This is a genomic window from Vibrio sp. 2-1-2a, from assembly GCF_032648565.1.
In the GTDB taxonomy this organism is placed as follows: domain Bacteria; phylum Pseudomonadota; class Gammaproteobacteria; order Enterobacterales; family Vibrionaceae; genus Vibrio; species Vibrio diabolicus.
In genome coordinates this window covers 374,927-398,553 of sequence record NZ_WBOH01000006.1, presented here as the reverse complement: position 1 = coordinate 398,553, position 23,627 = coordinate 374,927, and the positions used below count along the sequence as shown (strand labels likewise).

At 44.4% G+C, this 23,627-nt stretch carries 26 protein-coding genes, 1 tRNA gene and 1 rRNA gene; 24 read left to right on the top strand and 4 right to left on the bottom strand.

The window, feature by feature from the left end:
- Positions 1–3 precede the first annotated feature (3 nt).
- From rrf to F7Y48_RS18205, 4 genes are all read left to right on the top strand, one after another.
- Positions 4–120, top strand: a 5S ribosomal RNA gene (rrf, locus tag F7Y48_RS18220).
- A 101-nt stretch (positions 121–221) separates the two neighbouring features.
- Positions 222–312: transfer RNA gene (locus F7Y48_RS18215), tRNA-Ser, on the top strand.
- Positions 313–589: 277 nt separating this feature from the next.
- Entirely contained in the window at positions 590–1,351 is a 762-nt protein-coding gene (locus F7Y48_RS18210; protein WP_237309322.1) for a cytosolic protein, read from the top strand.
- A gap of 103 nt (positions 1,352–1,454) precedes the next feature.
- Positions 1,455–2,486, top strand: a complete 1,032-nt coding sequence (locus F7Y48_RS18205; RefSeq protein WP_316685204.1) for a cytosolic protein — start codon at positions 1,455–1,457, stop codon at positions 2,484–2,486.
- A gap of 161 nt (positions 2,487–2,647) precedes the next feature.
- On the opposite strand, the gene F7Y48_RS18200 is transcribed toward F7Y48_RS18205, so the two are convergent.
- Complete coding sequence (locus F7Y48_RS18200; RefSeq protein ID WP_005374274.1) at positions 2,648–3,004, bottom strand: YibL family ribosome-associated protein; 357 nt, start codon at positions 3,002–3,004, stop codon at positions 2,648–2,650.
- An 85-nt stretch (positions 3,005–3,089) separates the two neighbouring features.
- Complete coding sequence (locus tag F7Y48_RS18195) at positions 3,090–4,085, bottom strand: 2-hydroxyacid dehydrogenase (RefSeq protein WP_316685203.1); 996 nt, start codon at positions 4,083–4,085, stop codon at positions 3,090–3,092.
- Between the two features lie 289 nt (positions 4,086–4,374).
- On the opposite strand from F7Y48_RS18195, the gene F7Y48_RS18190 reads away from it, so the two are divergent.
- On the top strand, positions 4,375–4,857 hold the full coding sequence (locus F7Y48_RS18190) for a murein L,D-transpeptidase family protein (RefSeq protein ID WP_041853100.1): 483 nt from the start codon (positions 4,375–4,377) through the stop codon (positions 4,855–4,857).
- A 35-nt stretch (positions 4,858–4,892) separates the two neighbouring features.
- Here the strand turns inward: F7Y48_RS18190 and F7Y48_RS18185 are convergent, their stop codons facing one another.
- Positions 4,893–5,603, bottom strand: a complete 711-nt coding sequence (locus F7Y48_RS18185; protein ID WP_109169002.1) for a glycerophosphodiester phosphodiesterase family protein — start codon at positions 5,601–5,603, stop codon at positions 4,893–4,895.
- Between the two features lie 239 nt (positions 5,604–5,842).
- On the opposite strand from F7Y48_RS18185, the gene F7Y48_RS18180 reads away from it, so the two are divergent.
- The 10 genes from F7Y48_RS18180 to F7Y48_RS18135 all read left to right on the top strand — a co-directional run bounded on the left by F7Y48_RS18180 (position 5,843) and on the right by F7Y48_RS18135 (position 16,243).
- On the top strand, positions 5,843–6,796 hold the full coding sequence (locus F7Y48_RS18180) for a lactate/malate family dehydrogenase (RefSeq protein ID WP_316685202.1): 954 nt from the start codon (positions 5,843–5,845) through the stop codon (positions 6,794–6,796).
- 147 nt (positions 6,797–6,943) lie between these two features.
- Positions 6,944–7,609, top strand: coding sequence for a response regulator transcription factor (locus F7Y48_RS18175; protein WP_005393531.1), 666 nt, complete (start codon positions 6,944–6,946; stop codon positions 7,607–7,609).
- Entirely contained in the window at positions 7,609–8,982 is a 1,374-nt protein-coding gene (locus tag F7Y48_RS18170) for a sensor histidine kinase (RefSeq protein WP_253651409.1), read from the top strand. Before F7Y48_RS18175 ends, F7Y48_RS18170 begins: the two co-directional genes overlap by 1 nt.
- Before the next feature lie 207 nt (positions 8,983–9,189).
- Positions 9,190–11,289, top strand: a complete 2,100-nt coding sequence (locus tag F7Y48_RS18165; protein ID WP_316685201.1) for a TonB-dependent siderophore receptor — start codon at positions 9,190–9,192, stop codon at positions 11,287–11,289.
- A gap of 74 nt (positions 11,290–11,363) precedes the next feature.
- The gene (locus F7Y48_RS18160) at positions 11,364–12,131 is read left to right on the top strand and encodes a DUF3450 domain-containing protein (RefSeq protein WP_053807981.1); all 768 of its coding nucleotides are present in this window, start codon (positions 11,364–11,366) and stop codon (positions 12,129–12,131) included.
- Positions 12,132–13,499 carry a MotA/TolQ/ExbB proton channel family protein gene (locus F7Y48_RS18155; protein WP_193448164.1) on the top strand — a complete coding sequence of 456 codons (1,368 nt, stop codon included), beginning with the start codon at positions 12,132–12,134 and terminating at the stop codon, positions 13,497–13,499. It abuts the gene before it with no gap.
- On the top strand, positions 13,499–14,053 hold the full coding sequence (locus F7Y48_RS18150; protein WP_005393540.1) for a MotA/TolQ/ExbB proton channel family protein: 555 nt from the start codon (positions 13,499–13,501) through the stop codon (positions 14,051–14,053). The genes F7Y48_RS18155 and F7Y48_RS18150 overlap by 1 nt, the downstream gene beginning before the upstream one ends.
- On the top strand, positions 14,050–14,454 hold the full coding sequence (locus F7Y48_RS18145; RefSeq protein ID WP_005374257.1) for an ExbD/TolR family protein: 405 nt from the start codon (positions 14,050–14,052) through the stop codon (positions 14,452–14,454). Before F7Y48_RS18150 ends, F7Y48_RS18145 begins: the two co-directional genes overlap by 4 nt.
- Positions 14,454–15,074: an energy transducer TonB gene (locus F7Y48_RS18140; protein ID WP_006741220.1), complete on the top strand. Its 621-nt coding sequence runs from the start codon at positions 14,454–14,456 to the stop codon at positions 15,072–15,074. Before F7Y48_RS18145 ends, F7Y48_RS18140 begins: the two co-directional genes overlap by 1 nt.
- Entirely contained in the window at positions 15,071–16,243 is a 1,173-nt protein-coding gene (locus F7Y48_RS18135; protein WP_316685200.1) for a hypothetical protein, read from the top strand. Before F7Y48_RS18140 ends, F7Y48_RS18135 begins: the two co-directional genes overlap by 4 nt.
- Before the next feature lie 66 nt (positions 16,244–16,309).
- Here the strand turns inward: F7Y48_RS18135 and F7Y48_RS18130 are convergent, their stop codons facing one another.
- Positions 16,310–16,837, bottom strand: coding sequence for a hypothetical protein (locus F7Y48_RS18130; protein WP_316685199.1), 528 nt, complete (start codon positions 16,835–16,837; stop codon positions 16,310–16,312).
- 339 nt (positions 16,838–17,176) lie between these two features.
- Here F7Y48_RS18130 and F7Y48_RS18125 point away from each other — a divergent pair, with 339 nt between their 5' ends.
- The 9 genes from F7Y48_RS18125 to F7Y48_RS18085 are packed head-to-tail and all read left to right on the top strand — an operon-like array spanning position 17,177 to position 23,571.
- On the top strand, positions 17,177–17,806 hold the full coding sequence (locus tag F7Y48_RS18125; RefSeq protein WP_085344263.1) for a PepSY-associated TM helix domain-containing protein: 630 nt from the start codon (positions 17,177–17,179) through the stop codon (positions 17,804–17,806).
- A gap of 21 nt (positions 17,807–17,827) precedes the next feature.
- Positions 17,828–18,367 (top strand): DUF2271 domain-containing protein, encoded by a 540-nt coding sequence (locus F7Y48_RS18120; RefSeq protein ID WP_316685196.1) that lies wholly within the window; start codon positions 17,828–17,830, stop codon positions 18,365–18,367.
- A gap of 15 nt (positions 18,368–18,382) precedes the next feature.
- A complete protein-coding gene (locus F7Y48_RS18115) occupies positions 18,383–19,213 on the top strand; it encodes a DUF4198 domain-containing protein (protein ID WP_114323508.1) in 831 nt (276 codons plus the stop codon).
- A 42-nt stretch (positions 19,214–19,255) separates the two neighbouring features.
- The gene (locus F7Y48_RS18110) at positions 19,256–19,576 is read left to right on the top strand and encodes a hypothetical protein (protein WP_316685195.1); all 321 of its coding nucleotides are present in this window, start codon (positions 19,256–19,258) and stop codon (positions 19,574–19,576) included.
- Entirely contained in the window at positions 19,573–20,127 is a 555-nt protein-coding gene (locus tag F7Y48_RS18105) for a DUF6162 family protein (protein WP_316685194.1), read from the top strand. Before F7Y48_RS18110 ends, F7Y48_RS18105 begins: the two co-directional genes overlap by 4 nt.
- A 22-nt stretch (positions 20,128–20,149) precedes the next feature.
- Positions 20,150–21,076, top strand: coding sequence for a metal ABC transporter solute-binding protein, Zn/Mn family (locus F7Y48_RS18100; RefSeq protein ID WP_316685193.1), 927 nt, complete (start codon positions 20,150–20,152; stop codon positions 21,074–21,076).
- Positions 21,076–21,804 (top strand): metal ABC transporter ATP-binding protein, encoded by a 729-nt coding sequence (locus F7Y48_RS18095; RefSeq protein WP_053807975.1) that lies wholly within the window; start codon positions 21,076–21,078, stop codon positions 21,802–21,804. Before F7Y48_RS18100 ends, F7Y48_RS18095 begins: the two co-directional genes overlap by 1 nt.
- Complete coding sequence (locus F7Y48_RS18090) at positions 21,804–22,679, top strand: metal ABC transporter permease (protein WP_005393560.1); 876 nt, start codon at positions 21,804–21,806, stop codon at positions 22,677–22,679. Before F7Y48_RS18095 ends, F7Y48_RS18090 begins: the two co-directional genes overlap by 1 nt.
- 22 nt (positions 22,680–22,701) lie before the next feature.
- Complete coding sequence (locus F7Y48_RS18085; RefSeq protein WP_114323503.1) at positions 22,702–23,571, top strand: metal ABC transporter solute-binding protein, Zn/Mn family; 870 nt, start codon at positions 22,702–22,704, stop codon at positions 23,569–23,571.
- Positions 23,572–23,627 lie beyond the last annotated feature (56 nt).

Below are 23,627 nucleotides of genomic sequence, written 5' to 3'. Positions count from 1 at the left end.
TTGCTTGGCGACCATAGCGTTTTGGACCCACCTGATTTCCATGCCGAACTCAGAAGTGAAACGAAATAGCGCCGATGGTAGTGTGGGGCTTCCCCATGTGAGAGTAGGACATCGCCAGGCTTTAAATATCGCTTTCAAGTTTTCTTTTTAATTAAGATAACTGAAGGCAAAACTAAAAATTAGCATCGATAGTATAAGACTAAGTTTTAGTGACAATTTGTGGAGAGATGGCTGAGTGGTTGAAAGCACCGGTCTTGAAAACCGGCATACGTTAATAGCGTATCTAGGGTTCAAATCCCTATCTCTCCGCCACCTTTAAAAAACCGCTGTTCTTACAGCGGTTTTTTTGTATCTGCTGTTTTTTAACAGTTGTTATCGAAAACTTCTAATTGGCTTTTCTCCGGCCCTTTCTCTAAGTTCTTTAGCGTACTCACTTTGGGTGTAGTTTACGCAGTAATATCTTCAATCGAAGACATTTCCATAGGTCATTTGGGCTTTAAGTAGAGCTGTGTTAAGTCTCAACGTGGGATGCTTAAAAGCATTTTGATAGAGTTTCAGTCTAAATACTGCTGATGTACTTGGAGAAAAAATGAAGCTACTTTACTGGTTAGATGAATGGCAAGCGTTTACTCAAAAAGAGCAAAATGCTGCTTTACCAATTTCTGGCTACGATTTACTTGATGATGTTTTTGTGAAGTATGAATTCGTCGATCTTAACAAGCCATTGTTGTTCACATTTTCTCCTTCCGGTACTGATGCTCAGGTACAAGACTTAACTCCGGATTTTTCTCCTTGGGGCTACGACCTCGGAATACAACAACAAGTAAACATTATTGCCTTTCAACATTTAGGTAAAAGCAATTGGTTCCGTAGCCGGAATTTGATTTTCTTTCTGGAGCAGTTGTCTGAGTTGCTTAAGCCCTTCAAATGTCGTTTGGGTTATGGGCAGAGCCGAGGTGGTTTTGCTATTGGCGCATTCGCTGACTTACTGAAGTTGGATCATCTTTTGTTGTTTTATCCTGTTAGCTCAAAAAATAAAGCGTTAGTGCCATGGGATGATCGGCCCAGCACTGAGCTTGCTCAACAGTTCGATTGGGAAAGCGGCTACCATGATCGAGATTTGGGCAATGCCAAAGGTTACATTATTTATGACCCCACCAATCGTATTGATCGTCTTCATGCTGAACGTTACCCAGAGCTAACTCATTTAAAAGTCGTCGGTATGGGGCACGGCACTCAATCCACACAATTAGATAAATTAGAATTTTTTAATCTGGTGGCGAAGGAGTTTGTTCGTCATCAAACCATAGATATTGACCAATTTAATAAGCAAATTCACGCTTTGTTTTAAAAGAGGACTGATATCAGAGTCCCCTGTAACCAGGGGGAGATGATCACACACTAAAAACTAGATTTTTAACACAATTGCTAGGCGCAATTTAGATGGAGGATTAATGAAGTTACTGTACTGGTTGGATGAATGGCTGGCTCTTTCTCGTGAAGAACAGCAAACCAGGCTACCGATGTCCGGGGAGGACTTACTTGATGATGTGTTTGTTAAGTATGAGTTTGTCGACCGCAATAAACCGCTGTTGTTCACCTTTTCCCCAGCTGGTACGAATCTACAAGTACAGGACTTACACTCAGACTTTGCGCCTTGGGGCTATCGATTAGCCCAGAAACAAAAAGTAAATATTATTTCTTTTCAGCACCTTGGGAAAAGTAACTGGTTTCGCAGCCGTAATTTGATTTTCTTTCTAGAGCAGTTATCGACATTACTTGAGCCTTTTGAATGTCGTTTAGGTTATGGCCTTAGCCGCGGTGGTTTTGCTATTGGCGCTTTTTCCAATCTATTAAAGTTGGATCAAGTATTGATGTTTCACCCGGTCAGTACAAAAAACAAAGTGCTAGTGCCATGGGATGACAGGTCAAGTACTGAACTTGCCCAACAATTTGATTGGGAAGGAAAGTACCACGACCTCGACCTTGGAGATGCAAAAGGTTACATCATTTATGATCCAACCAATGAAATCGACCGCCTTCACGCCAAACGCTACCCAGAGCTCACTCACTTGAGAGTCTTCGGTATGGGACATGGTACCCACGCGACGTATTTGAATAAATTCGGTTTTTATAAGCAAGTGGCTGTAGACTTTATACGTTATCAGAAGATAGATATAGCGCAGTTTCGTCATCAGACTAAAACGCTGCGATTAAAAGAAGATTACTATCAGTGCCTTAACAAGGCGAATGCGAGTTCACAGCATCGTTTGAACTTACTGAGTACCGCTCATAATGTGTTAATTGAAGAAAAGAAAGAACATGTGAAGGAGCATCAAGCGCAAATCGATATTCAGCCACTTGTTGATATTGCGATGAAGCATGAGCATGACAATCCGCAAGATGCAGTACAACTTTTGGAAGTGGCTCAGCAGTTAGTTCCGAATGATCCCGTTGTGGAGCACAAGTTGCAGCAACTGTCGTAGCGTTGAGATGTAATGCAGACTGGCATTTTGAATTTGGTCAGTGGCTTTTGTCGCTGGCCTTTTTAAGAGCTTATGGGTTGATATTTCGATGAAATTTAATGAAGCAGTACAAAATAAAAAGCCCAAGCAAATTCTTAGGCTTAACGAGTATTAATATGAGTTTAAAACTCTTTTGGCGCAAAGCCTGTCATGACATCGAGGCGAAGCTCTTTACCAACTTTTGTTAGTGGGTGAACGATTACTAAGCCGCGTACGCGTTTTTTCAGTTTGCCGATGTCCGCTTGTTCTGCTTTGGTGATTTCACGAGAGAATGGCATATCAAGTAAGCTTTTACGTTCTTTGTTCAGCTCATAGTTTTGCTTATGCTTTAACTGGTTAAGCTTTTTGGTTAGCTGTTCTACTTCATCCGTGAACTTTGTAATCATTTCGTGATCACCACGAGAACGTGCCGCATCAAGTTTACGTTGGCATGTATCTAAACGGTTGTGCAGCTTTTGAATATCAGTTTTTATGCTCATGGTAATTTGGCTCAAATTTTAAATAGTCGAGAAGTATAGCATAGCTGAGATCACACGCTCTACTATACTTCTCAATTGTCTGGCTTTAGTTAATCAGCTCATTGCCCGATACGTTGCCAGAGAAGAAGGCTTCGACGTTATCAAGCGTCACAGAGGCAATGTTATTAAGTGCTTCGTGAGTCAAGAATGCTTGGTGGCCAGTAAAGAGCACGTTATGACAAGCCGATAAGCGACGGAAAACATCGTCTACAATGACATCGTTAGATTTATCTTGGAAGAACAAGTCTTTTTCATTGTCATACACGTCTAGACCAAGCGCGCCAATCTTACCTTGTTTCAATGCCTCTATCGCTGCTAGTGAATCCAGCAACTCGCCTCGACTGGTGTTAATGATCATCACACCATCTTTCATTTGCGCGAAGGCTTTTTCGTTCAATAGGTGATAGTTTTCTTCACTCATTGGACAATGGAGAGAGATAATATCCGCATTAGCGTAGATTTCTTCAAGCGAACAGTAACGCGCTCCCATTTCTAGTGCTAATGGATTTTCGTAAGGGTCATAGCAAAGCAGCTCCATGCCAAGCCCTTTGAAGATACGCATCGTCGCGATACCAATCTTACCTGTACCAATGACACCAACGGTTTTCCCGTAAAAGTTAAAGCCAACTAGGCCCTCTAGCGAGAAGTTGGCGTCACGTGTGCGTTGGTAGGCTTTGTGAAGGCGACGATTTAGGCACATCATCAAACCGACTGTGTGCTCTGCCACCGCCTCTGGTGAGTAAGCTGGAACTCGAACTACTTGTAAGCCAAGTTCTTTGGCAGCTTGTTGATCAACTTTATCAAAACCCGCGCAGCGCATGGCAATAAGCTTAGTTCCGCCTAGAGAAAGCTGTTTAAGAACGGGAACTGAAAGGTCATCATTGACGAAAGCACACACGACATCGCAACCATGTGCCATTTTGGCGGTTTTTTCGGTTAGCCGGAAGTCGTGATAGTGGAATTCAAAATCTCGGTTATTTTTAATTTTATTAAAAGAGGCCTCGTCGTAGGATTTTGCACTAAAAAAAGCAATATTAATCATGGTTCCCTCTCAAAAAGTGCGGACTTTATAAATAAATATACTTATAAAGTAATGCAACTTAGGCGGAATGAATAGAGAAATCTTCTCTTTAACTTTTGCCATATCAAACAACGATAACGATCACGTCTTTCAATGAGTATTATCTTACGACTCTGCACTTGTGCGTTCATCACATTAGCTCCTGGGGTAATACAGGTTCTACCCTAGATACTGTTTGCTTTACGGGCGCTAACTGACTAGCATAATCGCTCTTTTCTTGTTCACTTTAGTTAGGTTAGGCGTTCCGGCAATGTCAGTGAAATGGTGCTCTATGTTCTTGTGTTGCGTGTTGGCTTCTGGCGTCCATGCAGCTGTAGATCTTGTTAAAGTCGACAAGTCAAAGCGTCGAATGTATTTAATGGAACAAGGCACAATACTAAAAGAATACCGCATTGCTTTAGGGGCGAGCCCTAAAGGGCATAAACAAGAAGAGGGAGACAATCGTACACCTGAGGGCGAATACACCTTAGATTACGTTATAGAAGACTCTGCTTTTTATCGTTCTGTGCATATTAGCTACCCTGATGCGATTGATACGTTGGAAGCGAAGCGCCGAGGTGTGTCCCCAGGAGGGAACATCAAAATTCATGGTTTAAAAAACGGTGAGAGTCAGTTGCCGATTTATATCCAAAGCTTTGATTGGACCAATGGATGTATTGCGATTACCAATGAAGAGATGGATGAATTTATCCAGCTTGTAGAGATGGGGACACCAATTCAGATTGAGTGGTAACGAAATGGTGCCTCTAAAGCTCAAGGTGGTATGTGCTATGGCATAAAGCGTTGTGGATGATCACTGAATATACCGTCTAACTGAGGTAGGTACTTCAGTTTGTTTGGATTGTTCACTGTATAACACATCACTTTGTAACCCGCCTGCTGGAGTTTGTTTATTTGGCGCGAGCGAACCCAGTTAATGTTTAGGTTGCAGCTATAGGCGTTAACTTCTTCCAAAAGGCGTTTATCTTTTCTCGTTAAGAATTCACTCAATACACCTAATCGATACTCATTGCAGTATTTATGCAGCGCTCTAATGACATCATGACTAAAACTGGAGAGTAGTACCTTCTCTTGCGGCATGGGACTTTTTGCTAGTACGTTGGCGAGAGCTTGTGCCACTTCTTCTGCTGGGTGGCGATCTACCTTAACTTCAATATTCAAGTTAAGCTTGTGCTCAGTAGCTAAAGTGAGCAGCTCATCTAATGTCATGATTTTCTCACCTGAAAAATCTGCGCTGAACCAGCTACCAAAATTCAACGCCTTTAACTCTTCCAGAGTCAGTTCATCGACACGCCCTTGTCCATTACTGCATCGATTTATGGTGTGATCATGGCAAACCACTAAAACATTATCTTTGGTCGGTTGTACATCAACTTCAACCCAATTTAATCCGAGGTCAATGGCGGCCTGAACGCTCACTTTTGTATTTTCTGGGTATGAGCCAGCAACACCACGATGACCAATTACTAATGTTTCCATGTTCTTCATCTTCTGCTTTGTGTTGAGCAGATTGTACTCGTTTTTTGCTTTGAAGATATACCTCAAGGTGCATGTTGTCAGATCGTCTTAATAAAAGCCAAATCGCCCATTCGTCAAGGTAGGTCGTTGGAAGAACTCCTGTCGAATCATGAACCAAAGTTGGACTTTTATTCTCCTGCCGCTCATTTTTAAAGAGCAAGGTAGTTGCGAGTGCATCATGGTTATCGGGAGAGAGAAATATGAAGATCGGTGTTATTGGTGCAGGGGCTGTCGGTGTGGGGGTGTGTAATTACCTACTCACTCTGGGTGGTTTTAGTGAGCTTGTTCTACTTGATAAAAATTTAGAACGTGCCGAGGGTGAAGTGTTTGATTTTCGTCACACGATGGCACTGGCTTTTTCAAAAAACACACGCATTATGCCGTCGGATGATTACTTAGATTTACTCGAAGCCTCTCTTGTTGTTATCACCGCTGGTACGCAGATTAAACAAGGACAAACTCGTTTAGATATTGCTGAGGTTAATGCTCAAATTGGAGTTGATATTGCGCGTCAAATAGAACGCGTAGCGCCAAATGCGGTGTTGATTGTTGTGTCAAACCCATGCGATATCGTGGCGCACTTTATTGTCACCAACACCGGTTTTGAGCCGAGTAAAGTTATTAGCAGTGGCTGTGTAGTTGATACCGCTCGTTTAATGAGTATTGTTGCTGGCCGTGTAGACCTAGACCCGAAGAACGTGTTTGGTTATGTATTAGGAGAGCATGGTAGCCATTGCTTTACTCCTAAGAGCTTAATTTCTATCGCTGGGCAACCGGCCGACTATTACTGCGATACCCATAACATTGAGAGAATTGATCCGCACGCACTTCTTGAGGCGGTGAAACAGGCGGGATACGAAATCTTTCGGCGTAAGCAGAACACGGTTCATGGCATTGCCGCCAGTGTCTTTCGAATCATTCAAGCCGTGACGATTAACGAACGATCGGTGTTGCCCGTCGGTACGATGATGTCGGGGCAATATGGTTTGCATGATGTTGTTCTCAGCCTACCTACGGTTATTGGAAAAAACGGAGCAAATTCAGTTCTGATGCATCCCTTCACTGAAGAGGAGCTTGTCACATTAAAAACGATCAGCACCCATTTAAAACACATCGTGGAAAATGTCTCTAAGGAGACGAAGCTAAAGCCCTGATCTACCCTCATTATCAGGTGCTAGTTAGCTTAGCACTCCGGGCTACTGCTATAGAGCTATTTGTACTAAAGCCCTAGGGTGTGTAGTTGTTTAATTTGTAAATGAGTAATAGAATGCGAACCATTTTTATTTGAATGGTGAGTGGTAATGTCTCGAGTTTTGATAGTGGATGATGACGTTCCTTTGTGTGAGCTATTAGAAGCAGTTTTGCAAGAGGAGGGCTATATTGTCTCTTCTGTACATTGCGGTGAAAGTGCTTTGCAATATATGGAAAAAACGCCGGTAGATCTTGTATTGCTTGATGTCATGTTACCAAACCTTAACGGCATGCAAGTTGCCCGTAGAATCTGTCAACGCTTCGCGACACCTATTCTAATGCTTACTGCGCTTAATGATGAAAACTCGATGCTTGATGGCTACCAAGCGGGAGCCGATCAGTACATAGGAAAGCCTTTTAATGTTGCTGAGCTTCTGATGCGCATCAAAGCGATTCTTCGTCGTGTTGGTTTAGAGCGCCAACGTCAGGCGATGTGCAGTACCGTTCAAACGATCAGTGCTCAGCTCAATAGCTTACCACTCACAAGCACGGAAGCCGAATTACTGAGCTATTTAGTCAAAAACCAAGGTGTGGTGATTTCAAAAGCGGAACTCCAAACCGAAGTATTAAAGAAAGAGCTAAGCCCTTTTGACCGCAACCTTGATATGCACATCAGTAATATACGTCGCAAGCTAGTAGAAGCAGGGCTCTCTAAGCAACATATCAAAACCTTCCGTGGCAAAGGTTACAGCTACCTAGAGGCTGTAAACAATTAATGAAGCTCACGTGCCCACTTTTTATCGCGAAACGTAAAGATAGCTTAGCGTTTAAGTTGTTTAGTTATATGACTGCAATTGTGATAAGTATTTTGGTCGTACAAGCAATGGCTGAGCAAGCTCTCGTGAAAGCCATGCTAAAAGTGCCGGACAGTGTGCGAGAAGAAATGCTCGATCTTGCACATCAAGCCAATGTGCTGATTGAGCACGGAGATATGGACGAACTTGCGGATTGGGCGAACGCGCAAAACTTTTATCTGTTTGTGCTGAATGAGCACCAGCAACCCGTCACTCACCGTTTAATGCATCCACACTTCGAGTTCAAACTTCAATTTAAAAGAAGTATTGATGATCAACTTGAGGGAAAGGTAAATCGCCCGATTATCAATATCCCTTTGGTTAGAGATAATAGCTTGGTGATTCAACTGCCACATCGACTGCATCCCGCACATGACTTCATTTTATATTTCTCTATTCTCAAAGTGGTGATTGCGGTAGTTATTTTGGCGTTGTTCTCATTGCTAATGGCACGCAACTTACAACAGCCGCTTGATCGCTTAAGAGAAGCAAGCAAAAAGCTATCTAACGGAGACTTTAATGTCAGTGTGGTGAAAGAGTTAAAATCGAATACGCGCGAGTTTAACGAGCTGGCGCAAGACTTCGACCACATGACACAGCAAATTCATTCTCTTGCCGAAAAGCAGCGATTGCTTATAAGAGATGTCTCCCACGAGCTCCGAACGCCGTTAGCAAGACAGAATTTAGTTCTACACCTTTTACGGAAGCGAGTTGGGGAGAACGAGCAAAGCTTGGTGACCAGGCTAGAAGACGAAGCTAAAGAGCTAAACCATTTGATAAGCGATATCTTGGAGTTCAGTCGCTTGGAAAATGCGCGTTTCGACAAAGGTGCGAAGCGCCGTGATTTAGAGGTATTGCTCGCACCGCAAGTAGAGCGGTGCAAAATCGATTTAAAACCAGAACAAACATTGTCATTCCGTTCAGAAGCAACATGCGCCAAAGCTTTTTGCGAAGAAACGCTCATCATTCGTTGTTTGAATAACCTTGTTGGAAATGCCATCAAATATTCAGGGCAAGCATCTCAGATAGAAGTTTCTCTGGCTAATCATGTCAAAGATGGGCAGCAATTGATTTCCATGTCTGTATCCGACGATGGGCCTGGTATTCCAGAGAACAAGTTGGTCGATATTTTTGACCCATTTACTCGCTTAGATGCATCAAGAGATAAGAAGCTTGGCGGCTACGGCTTAGGTCTCGCGATTGTCAAAGAATCCATGCGCATTATGGGTGGATCCGTTACGGCGAAAAATCGTGAACAAGGAGGTCTGAGTGTTACTTTGGTGTTCAAGCAGTAAGTATGGTTAAGTCTTATTAACCGTGATGTTGATCACGTTATTGTGGCTCGTCATCAGAGAGTACTTTACAAAAGTTTGCAAATGCAAAGAATGTAAATTTAATGCAAATGGTAATACTTATCACTTATATTCACCCGCGAAATAATTAAGAGGGAATCGCATTCAACAAGCATGTGACCCGAAAAATAATAATCGGAGTGAAAGGATATGTTTACTAAGAGCCATTTGGCGCTAGTGATCGGTGCGGTGTTAGCAACACCTGCAGTGGCGGACGTTCAAACAGACGAACATGTAGTTGTAGAAGGTCGAGAGTTCGGCTACAAGGCGGATACAAACAGTACAGCAATGCGCATGGAAATGACGCAGCTGGAAACGCCAGGACAAGTAGCGGTTATCGATGAAACGGTAATTGATGAGCAGCGTGCAAGTACACTTGGTGAAGTGCTACGTAACGATGCAAGTGTTAGCGCGGGTGGTACAAGCCGTAACCGCGAACGTTTCTCTCTACGTGGTTTTGAGCTTAGCAGTTCAGACGGTTTTCTTCGTGATGGCCGTCAACACTGGTCACACTACCGTCAGCCAATTGAGCTTTTAGAGCGTGTTGAAGTGCTTAAAGGTCCATCAGGCCTGCTATACGGTAAATCTGAGCCGGGTGGCTTAGTAAACATGGTTTCGAAAAAACCAATAACTCAAACACAAGCTAGTTTGAGTCAAGATCTAGGTTCGAATGATCACTCACGTACTGTGCTTGATGTGAGTGGCGCGCTAAATGATGCAGAGACACTGCGCGCGCGCGCAATTTTTGCCAAAGAAAGCTACGGCTCTTGGCGCAGCTACGGCGATGGTACCGAGCCAGAAACGGATCGTACGGTTGCGGGCCTAGTGGTTGAGTACGACATCACCGACAACTTTATGGTGTCAGCGCATTACGATCGCACGAAAGACGATGGTAGCGTGGATTCTGGTGCTTACATTGTGGATGGTAAAGCGGTTCGCGGTGACAAGCACATCTGGGATGCCCAGTGGTCAAAGATTGACAACGAAGTAGAAAACTACGGTATCGATATTAATGCTCAAGTGACTGACAATGTAAACGTAAAAGCGGGTTACAACCGTCAAGACTTTAAGCGTTTTGATGTGGAGTCTTACCCTAAGTTTGACAATTATGACAAAGACGGTGTGATTCGACACAAAGGGAATGATCGCTCCGATAATTGGGTATTTGATACTGCATATATAGATGTGACGACGGACTTTACTTTGTTCGGTACGGAAAACACGTTGTTAGTGGGCGCTAACTACTTAGATTACAGTTATGATCGCTTTATGGCATTTCATAATGAGGCGAGTATTGCGCCAGGAGAAACGGTGCCTAAGCCTGGCTATCGTAGTTCGAAGAAATCACCAACAACTGAGTACGATACTTGGGGTATCTACGCGCAAAACATGATGACTATTAACGAGTCTTGGCAAGTACTTGCAGGGGTTCGTTATGATGAAAAGCGTGATGATGACCTGACAGAGAATCAAGTTTCTCCAAAATTTGGTGTAATTTTCCACCCAGCGACAAATGGCTCGGTTTACGTTCAGTACTCTGAAAGCTTTATGCCGCAAGGTGAAGTCAGCAGTGGTCGTGGCAAAACTTACGTGAACGATGGCGAGAAGCTAGACGCAGAGCGTGGTATCTCTTACGAGATCGGAACTAAGTGGGAACTGTTTGATCAGCGCTTATTTGTATCCGGTGCAGTGTTTGATATCACATTAGAGAACATCTCGCTGGATGTTGAAAGCGGCAAAGACGCGGGCGGTAACCTCCTATACAAGAAAACGCAAGGTGGTGAGCAAGTTCACAAAGGTGCTGAGTTAATGGCTCAAGGTTTTGTGACCCCAGAGTTGTCGCTAACGGCTTCTGCAATGTATTTGGATGCAGAGTTGACGAAAGCGGATAAAAAATTCGAGGGTAACCGCCCTGTAGACGTGCCAGAGTTCTCGGCAAGTCTATGGTCTAGCTACAAGGTTCAAGACAACACTAACTTAAACCTCGGTTTGATTTATGAAGGTGATCGCTACGGTGATGCAAAGAACACCTTCAAGAAAGATGGCTACGCTCGCGTTGATATGGGCGTGTCATACAAACATAAGTACGATGAAAACTTGGATATCATTGCTCGATTCAATGTCGAGAACTTATTCGATACCGACTACTTCGCAGGTGGCGGTAGCACGAATAGCGAGCAAAAAGGTGCGAGTGGGGTTGTGGTTGGAGAAGACCGCAACTACATGGCAACAATCCAGTTCAAGTACTGATAACAATTTGATTATTAAAGGGGAAGGGTAGTCTTCCCCTTTGGTCGTTTTTGGAACACAGAAATATAACTCGTATGAATCTAATGAAATCAAGTATCGCTCTGTTGATATCATCGGTTTTGATTCCCGCTCACGCGGCGAACTTAAACGATGCACAAGCTGTGCAGAGTAAAACAAACCAGTCGTCGGCGGTAAGCCAAAAACGTATTGATGCAAGCGCAGAAAAATCACTTACTCTAGAAGCTGAAATTGAGCAGCTGCAAGAGGAAGTCGGTAACTTGAAGATTTATCGCGATCATCTTGCAAGCCTTGTTGAGAGCCAAAATCAAGAAGTTGATAGCTTGAACGAGCAAATTGAGCAGATTGCTCAAACTCGTCAAGGTGTCGTGCCTTTGATGTATCACATGCTTGAAGGCTTAAAAGTGCTCGTCGCTAACGACAAGCCTATACGCAAAGCGCAACGTGAGGAGCGAATTGCAAAGCTGGATTCCATGATGACGCGTGCAGACGTTGCGGATGCAGAGAAGTTTCGTCGTATTTTAGAAGCGTACCAAATTGAAATGGATTACGGCACCAAGCTTGGCGTTTACCAAGGCAAGATTAACCTGGGTGACAATGAAGCTGTGGAGGCGGACATTCTCTATTTAGGGCGTTTGTCTTTGGTAGCACGTAGCTTATCTGGTGAGACATTCTGGAGCTGGTCACAGCAACAACAAGCATGGCAACAAGTGGGTTCTGAGCAAAAATCAGAGCTAGATAAAGCGTTCGCTATGGCGAATAAACAGATCGCGCCGAGTATGTTAACTCTGCCAGTGTCGTTAACCGCTGCGGAGGGCAAATAAATGATGAAAAAATGGTTATCGGTTGCACTAATCTCGACAGCCGCATTAATGCCTCATACAACTGTTGCTAGTGATGCGTTGTTACAAAAGGCGCAGCAAGAAAATCGTCAACAGCAATCGCACAATGTCACGCGTGAATCAGGTTTTAAGAAAACAGAGCAAGAGCTACAGGCTATAAAGAATAAATTGGCTGCAGAGCGGGCTGCTCTTCAAGCAGAAGCGGACTCATTAAGTGTTACTTTCGGTGAAAACGAAGCGGAACTGGCGCAGCTAGAAGAAAAGCTACGTCTAGAAACCGGGAGCTTAGGTGAGCTATTTGGCGTCGTTCGCCAGAACGCAAAAGAGCTAGAGTCAGAGCTCAAGAGTTCAGTAACGGGTGTAGATGCAAACTCATATCAGAAAGATATCGATGCTATTGTTGCGGCTAAATCACTGCCAACGTTGACCCAACTTCAGGCGATGTGGCACAGCATGGAAGAACAAATCAAAGCAAGTGGTGAGATGGCAAACGTCTCTTTCACACTGCTAAATGGCGAAGGTCGTGAACAAACGGTTAATGGTGTTCGTCTTGGTTCTATGGCGCTGCTGCATGACACTGGCTACGTTAAGTGGAATGGTCAACGCGGAGATGCGGTAAACTATCTTCGTCAGCCTGAAAGCGGTCCAACAGCGAATACTATTTCCTCTGGTGACATTGATGCGCTTGTCATTGACCCGTCACGCGGCATTCTTCTTGAGCAGCTCGCAAACTCACCGACTTTGGCTGATCGCCTAAATGCAGGCGGCGTTGTCGGTAAAATCATCCTTGGTTTATTAGCTATCGGCCTATTGATTGCTCTCGTACGTGGTGCATCTCTGATGATTTCGCGCCAGAAAATCATGAAGCAACTGAAAACTCCAGCACAGCCAGGAGACAACCCTTTGGGTCGTGTGCTTGCGGTGTATCAGAAAGATAAGCATCGCAGCGTAGAAGCGTTAGAGCTACGTCTTTTGGAAGCCGTTGTTGATGAGCAAACCCACCTAGAAAAAGGGTTGTCGATGCTGAAGCTTCTTGCTGCGCTGGCCCCTATGCTTGGTCTACTGGGCACGGTAACGGGTATGATCGAAACCTTCCAAGTCATCACTCAATTTGGTAATGGTGATCCGAAAGTAATGGCGGGTGGTATTTCGATGGCGCTTGTAACTACTGTACTTGGCCTTGTTTCAGCCATGCCATTGTTATTGGCGCACAACGTATTGAGCTCTCAAGCAGAAAATATTCGCAGTATCTTAGAAAAGCAAGGTATCGGTTTAGTTGCAGAACAAGCTGAGCGTGATATGCCGAGCAACAAAAGTCACTCTAACACCTTAGCGGAGAACGCAGCGTAATGGAGCAGATCCTACTCAACACATTGGGTTTGATCAGTGAGGATTGGGCCACAACCTTGATGAGCTTTATGCAACAAGGTGGTCAAATCCTATGGTGGCTGGCTGCCGTCGTGGCGGTGTGCTGGCTGTTGGTTATGGAGCGAGTTATTTATCTCACAACGGTTTTCCCTGGGGTAAAGAAACAGCTTTGTGAGCAGTGGCAAGAAAGATCAGAGCACCACTCTTGGTACGCACATCAAATCCGTGAAGGATGGATTGCAAAAGCGCAAATCGAACTGCGCCAAAACCTATCGACCATTAAGCTACTTGTGGCGGTTTGCCCAATGCTAGGGTTGTTAGGGACGGTGACGGGCATGATTACGGTGTTTGACGTAATGGCATCGCAAGGCAGCAGCAATCCGAAATTGATGGCTTCTGGTATCTCACTTGCTACGCTGCCAACCATGGCGGGTATGGTGGCAGCGCTGGCGGGCATGTTTATTCATGCTCGCCTTAGCAAAGTGTGTGAACGAAAAGCTATCCAGTTAGAACAATCTTTAAGGAGTCAAAAGTGAGACTCGGACGCAGACCTAACCAACAAGATGAAGCTCAAGTCGATTTAACGTCGATGCTTGATATCGTCTTCATCATGTTGATCTTCTTCATTGTGACCAGTTCGTTTGTACGTGAATCCGGTGTAGAAGTGAATCGCCCTCAGGCTTCTAATGTAGTAAGCCAAAAAGACGCGGGCATTTTTATCGCAGTAACGGCAGCGAATGATGTGTACATCGACAAACGAGTGGTTGATATTGAGCGTGTTGAGGCCTCTATTGAGCACCTGTTACTTGATCAGCCTGATGCCTCGTTAGTTATCCAAGCTGACGAGCATGCTTACAATGGCACTGTCGTGAAAGTGATGGACGCTGCAAAAGCGGCGGGCGTGAAAAACATCGCATTGGCGGCGGAGAAACCTTAATGGGCAGGCTGTTACTTGCACTACCAGCATCATTGTTAATTTCCGTGAGCCTGTTTAGCTTTATGGCGTGGATGGTTGATAAAGGCAACCAGCGAGCGCCAGAAGCTTCGGAAGCGGTTCGTTTTGATATGGTGATGGTAGAGAATGAAGCAGACGTGCAGCGTCGTCAACGTTCAGTGCCGGAGCAACCAGAACCACCCCAAGCGCCGGAGCCAATGGATCTGTCTCAAGCTGACACTCAAATGGAGCCAATGAGCCAGATGACGCCAGTCAGTGCTTTAGGTTTGAACACTGCTCTTGAAGGTATCGCGATCAGCGCGCCAAACTTGAAGGGAACAATGGGCAACCAACAAGCACTGCCGTTGTATCGTGTTGATCCTCGTTATCCAAGTAAGGCGCTGAAACGTAGAGTTGAAGGCTATGTCATTATGCGTTTCACGATCGATGCAACAGGACGACCAAAAGATATTGAAGTGATCGAGGCTGAGCCACAGCGTATGTTCGAAAGGGAAGCAATCCGTGCGCTTAAAAAATGGAAGTATCAGCCAAAAGTTGAGGATGGTGTGTCAATTGAGCAGTATGGACAAACCGCTAAAGTGGAGTTCAAGTTAGCCAAATGATGAAAAAATTCTTAATCGGTACGGTATTAAGCCTGAGTGCACTTTCAACCATTGCCAGTGAGTTAAGCCAATACACTGCCGCGAGAGTTCAACGAGCACACAACTTGGCTCAAGAGGAGAAACTAAAAGAAGCGATTTCATCTCTTGAAGCTATGGAGCTTTCTCGTGGATATGACCAAGCTTATGTCGCTCGAATGTTGGGTATTTTTTACTGGCAGAATGAACAAACTCAAGCAGCAATTAAGCAACTTGAGTTGGCAGTCAATAGTGGTTTGCTACAAGATGAGCAAGCATGGCAAACCCGAAAGATGTTGGCAGATATACTGCTGAACGAGCAACGCTTTTCTAAGGCGTTACCTCATTACTATGCCTTGAGCAAAAACATTCCTAAAGGTCAAAAAGCGCATGAGCTATGGCTGCGTATTTCCCAATCTCATTATCAACTGAGTCAGTGGCAGAAAGTGCTTTCAGCAATGGCTCGTTATGAGAAGTTTGGTCAGCCAGACAAGCTTGGCGCATTGTCGATAAAGCTTTCTGCTGAGCTAGAACTGAAAAAGTGGAAGCCGGCAATCTCGACCATCAAACGCTTGATCGCGATTGAACCTGAGCGAATTGAATGGTGGCGTCAGCTTGTTGCTCTTTACCTGCGTGTTGATGACAACAAACGTGCTCTGGACTCTTTGGCGTTGGCAAAACTGAAAGGATTACAACTTAGCCAAGATGACTTAAAGCTGCTGGCACAATTGTACGCGAAACGAGGTATTCCTGAGAGAGCTGCGTTGGTGATGAACGAGCTAGAGGATGTAAACTCGAATAGTAAACTGAAAGCTCAGCAAGCGACGTATTGGCAAATGGCAAAAGAGTGGGAAGAGTCTATCGATAGTTGGCGTGTTGCTGCTCAGTTAGACCGACAGTATTACTGGAACTACTCTCAATTATTGGTGCAAGAAGGCCACTATAAAGATGCCCTTGCCGCGCTCGATAAGGTCAGCGGTCGTAAAGCGGATGTCGCACTTATCAAAACTCGCGCTTACTACAAGCTTAAGCGGTTTGACGATGCACTTGTTAATGCCAAAAGAGCGGATGAGATAAAACCGTCGAATCAGGCAAAAAGTTGGGTTAAGTATCTATCTCAGCTACGCAAAGTAGAATCGACGCAAAACTCATAGCGAACATTTTTATTAAATACCCGAGCTCAGTCTCGGGTATTTTTTGTCTAAAGTCATAAAGGCTATTTACCGTATGAGCTTTTCATAAAAAGCTAATGCATCAAATGGTCGGGAGAAAAAAGGGCTTTTCTCTATATATTCTTGATGTACCTTGCTCAGTGTTTCAAACTTTTCTCTCGATGTAGGTTCGATATGAAAAGTAAGGCTTTCAGTCGATTCTACAAGCTTTAATGTTGAGGTTCTTGAAGCGTTATTTTTTGCTATTAATAGATAATATGCTAGCTCTTGCTTCTCTTTTAATACACAAGCCTCAAAAGCTTTCTCGCTTAAAAACGGCAGAACAGGAGTAAATGCTTCTATGTGCTTCTTTGAATACTCTAGAGTTTGTTTGTCAGGTGTATTCTGGTCTGCCATAGATTCGCACTGCTTTATTTTCGCACCATAATTATCGATAGATTGGCTTACGTTGTTAAACAAACTGGCTTCAAACTTTTCACTTGCGAAAGTGACACTTGAGAAAAGTGATAAGAGAATTATTACAACATTCTTGTTCATATTTTCCTTCTGAACTGCACCATAGCGTTTGGCTAGCATCAGAAAATCTTCTCTATCTAACCCAACACTAACTTCTTAGCTTACCTTTTTAATCTAGCTTATCGATAGCTTTTAAGTTTTTCATTAAATATACATAAAGGCGCATTTTGGTGGAGTCTATCCCACTTTTTAGTATTGGAAATATCATTAAATTTTGAGTCATTAAAATTGATAGGGTTATTATCTAGAGGGTAGGCAATCGGTAACTCACATTGGCTCAAATAGTTACAACATGCGCCAGCCAAGCTGAATTGAAAAAGTAAACAATGTAAATTAAATGCCAATACGAATGATTATCACCTAAATTATGCCCCACATTTATTGGTGATGATTGTTTCTATGTTGCTTAAAAGCAAAGGTGTTCAAACTTGGGCTCGCCGCCTACATATCTATATTTCGATGGCTCTTCTCTTAGTTACGCTGTTTTTTGCAATAACTGGTATTACCCTTAATCGCCCCGAATTATTTGAACGCCGTGAACCTATCATTCAACAACATACTCTTACGGTTCCACACTCAGTTCTATTCTCACATTCAGATACCTTTCAACCTAATCGTGAAGGGCTGGTGGCTTTCTTGACTAAAGAAACCGAGCTTCGCGGCACTCCCTCCGCACTAGATGTGTATACCGAAGTTGAGCAAGGTGAGTTGTTACTCGGAGAGCTGTCTATGGATTTTAAAGGCCCAGGTTATAACGCTACGGTCTTTATTGATATGACCACCGGTGCGGCAGAGGTTGAAACGACGCACTACGGTATTGTTGCGCTGCTGAACGATCTACATAAAGGACGCAACAGTGGTGGGATTTGGAAGTGGTTTATCGACGTCACTGCGCTTTTGATGGTGTTTTTTGTTCTAACAGGTGTGTGCTTATTACTGCCTAAGAAGAAGACGCTTAGAACGTCAATGCAATGGATGAGCTTTGGTACGTTACTGTCGCTCGTGATTTATTTTGTTGCTGTTCCATAACAGCTTTTTTAGAGAACACTTATGTTGAACACAGGAAGATTTTTCCGCCGTAATCACTTTTGTAAAGCCGCTTTGATCGCGGCTTTTGCTCCTTTCTCTCTTTCTGCGGCTCCTCTACCAGATAACGCGAAGATCGATTTCGAATTCGAACTTCCAAAGATAGACACTTCAATGTACGCACGCCCTTATGTGGCGGTGTGGGTTGAAAATGACCAGCGTAAACCGGTTAAAACCATTCAGCTATGGGTAGGAAAAGACGAATGGCTAAAAGACCTGCGCAACTGGTGGAGAAAAGCGGGTCGTTATGATCGTGAACTTGTTGATGCGGTGACGTCTGCAACGCGCCCTGCTGGACAGTACCGTTTTGTCTGGGACGGAACCAATGATGCAGGAAAGCGTTTGGAGCAAGGAAATTACACGTTGTACGTCGAAGTTGTTCGTGAACATGGTGGGCGAAACTACTTACGTCAAAAAATAACGCTAGCGGACAGTGACGTGCGCTATGAGCTTAAACCAACACAAGAGACGGGTGTCATCACCGTCAATTATCAAGTTAAGTGATTAAAGGACACAACAATGAAAACCAAAATCAAAGCAGTGGCATTGGCGAGTGTAATGGCAATGGGATTGGCTGCAACAACCACCGCACAAGCGCATCCACGTTGGGTTCTGCCTTCTCACTTTACGGTTTCAAAAGAAGGCGGTGACTGGCTGACATTTGATGTTACTGCTTCTCACGGAACGTTTGTTTTTGACAAGCCTGCGGGTAGTGACCAAGCATTCGTGGTGATGCCGGATGGCCGTTCTGAGCGTCCTAACTTTGTTGTTCGTGGCAAACGTCGTTCTATGTTTGATTTCTTTTTTACGGAAGAAGGTACGCACAAAGTCGCGATCAATAATCAGCCGAGTTACTACACCCAATACAAAGCGGGTCGTCGTGATACGGTGAAGTGGGCGCGAGCAAACAAAGCTGAGCGTGGTGATGTGCTTCCCGAGCAAGCACGTGATGTGGTTACTCAACTAAGCTACACCCGAGCAGAAAGCTACATTACGGTTGGTATGCCAACGGACAAAGCGTTGGAGATTGAAGGCAAAATGCTGGAGATGAAACCGATCACGCATCCATCGGACATCATTGAAGGTGAACCAGTCACTTTCCAGTTTTTCTTCAATGGTGAGCCACAAGAGGGCGTCACAGCGGAGATCACACGTGAAGGCACCATGTATCGAAACCATCAAGAACAAATCGATGTGGTGAGTGATAAAGATGGCAAAGTGATCTTCACGCCAGAGGTCGCAGGGCGCTACTTAATGAAAGCGAACTACAAAGGTGAATTAAAAGATAATCCATTAGCGGATAAAGCGAGTGCCAATGTTCACCTTACGTTTGAAACTCAACTTAACTAATCGAATTAGGCTCAGCAATCGCTGGGCCATTTTGGAATCATCATGAATAACACTTCTCTTCTCAAAGCTGCTTTGATTTTTTCTGGATTTACTTCTTTTCACGCTGCTGCACATTTCCCTCTGATGAGTTGTCACTTGGCGCAAGATAAAGTGATTTGTGAAGCGGGCTACTCGGATGGATCGACAGCGGTCGACTACGATGTCGAAATGTACGATTACGACGACAATCTGATCGCCAAAGAGAAAACAGATAAGCGTTCCATCGCAGAATTTAATCACCCTGAAACAGATTTCTATTTGGTATTTGATGCCGGACATGAAAGCCCGGTGGAAGTGGATATCGTTGAGCTGAAAGAGAAATGAGTGTACAGAAAGTTCGCCCTGATGATGGTAACCGAGAAGGAAAGTGGGTCGCACTGACTATAGCAGTGATTCTCGGTTCTGCAGCCATACTTATGCCCTACCATCAGGTCGCGACTGAAAAGCCAGACATACAGGCTCATCAAGTTTTAATCACGGACTTACATCAAAACGAGTTGGGCTTGATCGCTGAACTTAAGCTTGCTCATGAAGAGATTCGTGATTTGCAGCTAGAAACTGGAACTTGGCCTGAGGTCTCTGACATGGAGGCGCTTTGGATTGCTCCATTCGTAAAAGACCAAAATTGGAAGCGAAAAGGGTCTCATCAGTGGAAACGAATCGATGACGGAGTCTACATTGGCATGAAGAAAAATGCCCAAGGTTCTGCCTCTATGCTTCTGGATAGCCGTGGCTCTCAAGCTGATATTTGGTTTAGTGATTCTAGCCGATCGTTAAATGCGGAGGTACTAATCGATCTAGCAAAACGCCGCCAGCATGGCTGGCAACAAATCGTTCTGTCAGATTCCTCTTCTTCCCATTCTCACGCCCATTAAGACAACATAATTGATAAGTACTATGATCAAACGCACTCTTTTACGTCGTATTCTTACAGCCACCGTGTTATTGACGGTGTCTTCTACTGGCTTTGCTGCCGATAAACTCAGTATTGGTATTACGCTTCAACCTTATTACAGCTATGTCAAAGCTGTTGTTGATGACAAGGCGAACATCATTCCTCTGGTCGATGCTGGTTTTAACCCTCATAACTATTTACCGCAACCCAATGATCTTAAACGTTTGAATGAAATGGATGCGATAGTGATCAATGGTATTGGCCATGACGATTTTGCACTGAAAGTGATCAAAGCCTCTCAGCGTGATGATCTCTTGGTTATCGAAGCGAACAAAGAAGTGCCTCTGTTACCGGCGATGGGGCAGTCAGTTGGTCAAGGTGCAGTGAACCCTCACACCTTTGTTGGTCTATCGACCACTATTCAAAAGGTTTACACCATCGCGAGTGAGCTAAGTAAACTGGACCCAGACAACGCTACTTTTTATCGCCAAAATGCTCGTAAATACGCGAAAACTTTCCGCCTGATGAAGCGTGATGCAATGTTGTCTCTTGGAGAGTTGGACACGGCTGGTATGAAGGTGGCGACAACCCATAATGCTTACGGTTATATCCTTCAGGAATTTGGTGTTGACGTCGCAGCTGTCATTGAGCCTGCTCATGGTGTTGAACCAAGTGCCAGTCAGTTGCAGGAAACGATTGAGAAAATTCGTGAATCGGGTATTGATGTGCTGTTTTATGAGCTCAATATGCCGAACCGTTTTGTTGATACCATCGAAGAGGCGACTGGGGTGCAGCTTTATCGCTTTTCTCACATGACTCACGGTGAGTATGAGGCTGATAAAGTCGAACTTGAGATGCTAGATAACGTGGAAACGCTCATTGAGGCAATGAAGTTTGTTGCGAGCAAGCGAGCAGGGGAAAAGGCGTAATGACTGGACCTTCCGTTTCCTTAAGTAACGTGGGCCTAAAATACGCCGACAATATTATTTTGCAGAACATCAGCGCTGAATTCGAGAGCGCTAAATGCCACGTTATCATGGGGCCGAATGGTGGTGGGAAAACCTCTTTGCTTCGTTCGATACTTGGGCTAACACCATTTTCGGGAAACATTGCACTCAATTGGCCAGAGCAATCAGCTGCATCGGGTAAGATAGGATATGTACCACAAAAGGCGATGTTCGAGGCAAGCCTCCCGTTAACCGTGATGGATTTTGTGCTGCTTAATCAAACCCGTATCCCTCTATTTTGGCGACGTAAAACTAAACAAACTCAACATGCCCTGGCCCAGTTGGATCGCGTGGGCATGGCAACGCGTTGCGATCGTCGTATGGGGCAACTCTCTGGCGGTGAGCAACAGCGTGTTTTGTTTGCGCAAGCTTTACTGGATGAGCCCAATTTATTGGTTTTAGATGAACCTACAACTGGTATGGACGAGCAAGGTGTTCGGTATCTTGAAGGTTTGATTCATGAAGTCGTTGGAGAAGGCAAAACGGTACTGGCAGTACACCATGACGTGACCGCAGTGCGCCGTTTAGATGCTCAGGTCCATGTCGTAAATCGTCAAATTGTGGCGTCAGGTCACCATTCAGATGTGCTAAGCCCTGATCGTATAGAAACATTATTTAAGCACTACACAGCAAAAGTGGAGGCTGCATAATGGATTGGTTACGAGAGTTAGCGGTTAGCGGCGTTGAAGCTGGATGGTTAAGCGATAGCTTTTCTTATGCCTTCATGGTGAACGCAATTGTGGCTGCGTTGATATTAGGACCATTACTTGGTGGTCTTGGGACATTAGTCATCGCCAAGCGACTGGCTTTTTTCTCTGAAGCGGTTGGGCACGCTGCGCTTACCGGAATCGCGATTGGTGTGTTGCTCGGTGAGCCGCCAGAGAATCCGATCATCGGCTTGTTTAGCTTTTGTATGATTTTTGCGCTGTTGCTTCACTTTGTTCGTAATCGTACCAATGTACCTTACGATACACTGGTTGGGGTTTTTCTTGCACTAGCGTTAGCGGTTGGTGCTGCGCTGTTAATGTACGTCGCTCGTAAGATCAACATTCACATGTTGGAGAACGTGTTGTTCGGATCGATCTTGACCGTGACGGACAACGATATCCTTATTTTAGCGATCAGTTGTTTGATCATATTACTGCTTCTTATTCCTACGTTTAACCGCATTTTGCTGACTTGTATCAGCCCGGATATTGCACGTGTACGCGGCTTTAATACCAGCTTTTATGATTACTTATTTGTCATGATGATCACCTTGGTCACCATCGCCGCGGTAAAGATTATTGGCGCGGTATTGGTTGGTGCATTGCTACTGATTCCTGGTGCAACGGCTAGGTTATTGACTAAACGCATGGGCAGTTTCGTTCTCCTTTCTTCTTTATTGGCAACCATTGCGTGTTTAGTCGGAACCATACTGCCGATGGAGCTTGAGCTACCAGTGCCATCAGGCGCATCCATCATCATTGTTTCTGCGGCCTTTTTCCTAACTGCAACGGTTTACCGAATTATCCAAAAAGCGTAACCCTTTTTATAAAGTAATGAACATGAAGATAAAAAAATTAGCGATAACTTTTGGTTTGGTTATAGCGACGACACTTCCATCGTTGGCAAGCGCCAAAGACATTTTAACCAGCACTCCCGTCACGTACATGTTGTCTGAGCAACTCATGAAAGGTACAGGGATAGAGACTCAGTATCTGCCTCCAAAGCGTTACGGCGTTGAGCGTCTTGAGAACTGGTTCGCAAATAAAGGTACAGAGCAAGTTAAGCAAGCGGGTCAAGCCGCGACGGTTGCTATTACTCTTGGTGCGATTTGGAAACAAGACCCGACTTATGTTTACGCTCGACAGGGCAACATTCACTTGATTGAAATCGATGCATCGCAGGCCATTTCTCCTAGAGCTCAAGGAGTTGCAGCACTGACATTGGAAAACGGGTCAACATCGAAGTACGCGTGGCTGAACCCTACAAACTTAATCCGAATGGCGGGCATTGTTGGAGAGGATCTACAACGTGTATATCCTGAACACCAAAAGGCGATTCAAACGAATCAACAGGCTTTTATGCTCAATGTGCGTGAACTGATCAACCAACAACAGGCAGAGATCTTCGATAAAGGCATCGATTCAGTGGTACTGATGAGTGAGTCACTAGAGGACTTTGCCTCTGGCAACCAATTGTTTGTGGTTGGGCGCGAATTTAAGCCAGAACTCGAGTGGACAGAAGAAGACAAATTATCTTTAAAAGCTCAGTTTGAACAAGATAAAACGCTATGGTTAGTGACGGATAAACGACCGTCGAAAACCTTGACATCGCTTATTAAACCGAGTCGTATACTGCAAATTGATGTTATTGACCGCTGGGGCAGTAAGGGTATCAAAACTGAGAAGCCACTCGCACGTTGGGAGATGTGACACGTAAAAAGCCACAGATTTTATGATGGGGAATGAAAAGTTCCCTATTTTTTTGT

Coding starts and splice junctions, on each gene's coding strand:
- F7Y48_RS18210 (WP_237309322.1), top strand. CDS start 590: ATGAAGCTACTTTACTGGTTAGATGAATGGCAAGCGTTTACTCAAAAA.
- F7Y48_RS18205 (WP_316685204.1), top strand. CDS start 1,455: ATGAAGTTACTGTACTGGTTGGATGAATGGCTGGCTCTTTCTCGTGAA.
- F7Y48_RS18200 (WP_005374274.1), bottom strand. CDS start 3,004: ATGAGCATAAAAACTGATATTCAAAAGCTGCACAACCGTTTAGATACA.
- F7Y48_RS18195 (WP_316685203.1), bottom strand. CDS start 4,085: ATGATTAATATTGCTTTTTTTAGTGCAAAATCCTACGACGAGGCCTCT.
- F7Y48_RS18190 (WP_041853100.1), top strand. CDS start 4,375: ATGTCAGTGAAATGGTGCTCTATGTTCTTGTGTTGCGTGTTGGCTTCT.
- F7Y48_RS18185 (WP_109169002.1), bottom strand. CDS start 5,603: ATGGAAACATTAGTAATTGGTCATCGTGGTGTTGCTGGCTCATACCCA.
- F7Y48_RS18180 (WP_316685202.1), top strand. CDS start 5,843: ATGAAGATCGGTGTTATTGGTGCAGGGGCTGTCGGTGTGGGGGTGTGT.
- F7Y48_RS18175 (WP_005393531.1), top strand. CDS start 6,944: ATGTCTCGAGTTTTGATAGTGGATGATGACGTTCCTTTGTGTGAGCTA.
- F7Y48_RS18170 (WP_253651409.1), top strand. CDS start 7,609: ATGAAGCTCACGTGCCCACTTTTTATCGCGAAACGTAAAGATAGCTTA.
- F7Y48_RS18165 (WP_316685201.1), top strand. CDS start 9,190: ATGTTTACTAAGAGCCATTTGGCGCTAGTGATCGGTGCGGTGTTAGCA.
- F7Y48_RS18160 (WP_053807981.1), top strand. CDS start 11,364: ATGAATCTAATGAAATCAAGTATCGCTCTGTTGATATCATCGGTTTTG.
- F7Y48_RS18155 (WP_193448164.1), top strand. CDS start 12,132: ATGATGAAAAAATGGTTATCGGTTGCACTAATCTCGACAGCCGCATTA.
- F7Y48_RS18150 (WP_005393540.1), top strand. CDS start 13,499: ATGGAGCAGATCCTACTCAACACATTGGGTTTGATCAGTGAGGATTGG.
- F7Y48_RS18140 (WP_006741220.1), top strand. CDS start 14,454: ATGGGCAGGCTGTTACTTGCACTACCAGCATCATTGTTAATTTCCGTG.
- F7Y48_RS18135 (WP_316685200.1), top strand. CDS start 15,071: ATGATGAAAAAATTCTTAATCGGTACGGTATTAAGCCTGAGTGCACTT.
- F7Y48_RS18130 (WP_316685199.1), bottom strand. CDS start 16,837: ATGCTAGCCAAACGCTATGGTGCAGTTCAGAAGGAAAATATGAACAAG.
- F7Y48_RS18125 (WP_085344263.1), top strand. CDS start 17,177: ATGTTGCTTAAAAGCAAAGGTGTTCAAACTTGGGCTCGCCGCCTACAT.
- F7Y48_RS18120 (WP_316685196.1), top strand. CDS start 17,828: ATGTTGAACACAGGAAGATTTTTCCGCCGTAATCACTTTTGTAAAGCC.
- F7Y48_RS18115 (WP_114323508.1), top strand. CDS start 18,383: ATGAAAACCAAAATCAAAGCAGTGGCATTGGCGAGTGTAATGGCAATG.
- F7Y48_RS18110 (WP_316685195.1), top strand. CDS start 19,256: ATGAATAACACTTCTCTTCTCAAAGCTGCTTTGATTTTTTCTGGATTT.
- F7Y48_RS18105 (WP_316685194.1), top strand. CDS start 19,573: ATGAGTGTACAGAAAGTTCGCCCTGATGATGGTAACCGAGAAGGAAAG.
- F7Y48_RS18100 (WP_316685193.1), top strand. CDS start 20,150: ATGATCAAACGCACTCTTTTACGTCGTATTCTTACAGCCACCGTGTTA.
- F7Y48_RS18095 (WP_053807975.1), top strand. CDS start 21,076: ATGACTGGACCTTCCGTTTCCTTAAGTAACGTGGGCCTAAAATACGCC.
- F7Y48_RS18090 (WP_005393560.1), top strand. CDS start 21,804: ATGGATTGGTTACGAGAGTTAGCGGTTAGCGGCGTTGAAGCTGGATGG.
- F7Y48_RS18085 (WP_114323503.1), top strand. CDS start 22,702: ATGAAGATAAAAAAATTAGCGATAACTTTTGGTTTGGTTATAGCGACG.